Source organism: Bartonella sp. MU37NMGALS (assembly GCF_042194015.1).
Classification (GTDB): domain Bacteria; phylum Pseudomonadota; class Alphaproteobacteria; order Rhizobiales; family Rhizobiaceae; genus Bartonella; species Bartonella grahamii.
The window spans coordinates 1-1,150 of the sequence record NZ_JBHIML010000092.1 but is presented as its reverse complement, the minus strand read 5'-3'; the positions used below and the strand labels follow the sequence as shown (position 1 = coordinate 1,150).

The following is a 1,150-nucleotide window of genomic DNA, read 5'->3' as shown; positions in this document are numbered from 1 at the left end:
TATAGACAGTATAATCTTCATGCTGCGCTACAGTACCTCGTGATAGAAGATCAAATGTTACCACATCTTGTGAATTCACTGCGCGTTGCTCTTAATGCGCTTCATAAGTATTTAATCGCTAGTTTAAAAAATTTTTAAATATCGCTTCCATTTTTCAAAAGAGCCATATCTTACTGGGGGTCTTATATCTTCTTTGGGCATCATTTCTCTATATACACTTATAGCAATAGAGCACATATTCACTGTATTTTGTAAACGAACGCTTTCGTGTCCTAGTATCATATGCTCTGTACGAATAGTTTGTTCTTTTCTGCTAATGCCATTTGGAGAATTCAAAAATTTTTCTGCGTATTCAAACATTGGATCATTAAAATGTGTTTCAAATTTTGCTTTAAATAAAATAGTTTCTATAGTATCCCAGTCATTAAAAATACTACCGTATTTCTTAAGTTTTGTTTGCAAGTCGTTAAATGTAACTGTGGGCATACTTTTATCACCTTGTAATAAATCAGCAAAACGACCACAAAAAACAAGCACTATGTGATAATGTTTTAAAATATTAAATTCCGGAGGATTGCTAGGTAGTGTTATTAAATGCTTCCAAAATGGACTTTTGTCATTGGGGATGTCTACAGTACTTCCCATAAATGTTTTTAAATACTCCACCGATTCTTTTGCCTTTGCTAATTTTTGATGATATTCTGAGTTTTGATAATTTTCACTTACATATTTTTCGTAAAGTTTATCGTATTGTTCTAAACTATCTACACTAGTGTATCTTGATAACACTGATATCGAAAAGAAAGCTATAAATATTACTATGAGCGTTATGGATAGTGACTTCATTATTTAATCCTTAAATTATAATAATTAACACTACCTAACCGATTCTTTTCAAATGTATCAATATGTGTTATTTTTGTGTTGACAAAGTGTAGCAAATCGTATTTAATGACATTGCTGTACTTAGGCGTATTGTGTCTAGACGAGAGGCAGTGCAGTTTGGAATCCCCGCATTTGCGGGGTTTTTTATTATCTGGAGGGCGTATTTTATGACATCAGAAAATACACAGCAGGCTCCACAACCCATTAAAAAGCGTATACCCCCAAAGGCAGGTCAAGGGCGTGTCAAAGGCGTTCCGAATAAGAT

General features: G+C 33.5%; 1 protein-coding gene. It reads right to left on the bottom strand.

Going from position 1 to position 1,150, the window contains the following annotated elements:
• Positions 1-123 precede the first annotated feature (123 nt).
• Positions 124-846, bottom strand: a complete 723-nt coding sequence (locus tag ACFIJP_RS09220) for a hypothetical protein (RefSeq protein ID WP_375610990.1) — start codon at positions 844-846, stop codon at positions 124-126.
• Positions 847-1,150 lie beyond the last annotated feature (304 nt).

Bases quoted from the DNA above. Each gene is read 5' to 3' on its own strand.
- ACFIJP_RS09220 (WP_375610990.1), bottom strand. From the start codon at position 846: ATGAAGTCACTATCCATAACGCTCATAGTAATATTTATAGCTTTCTTT.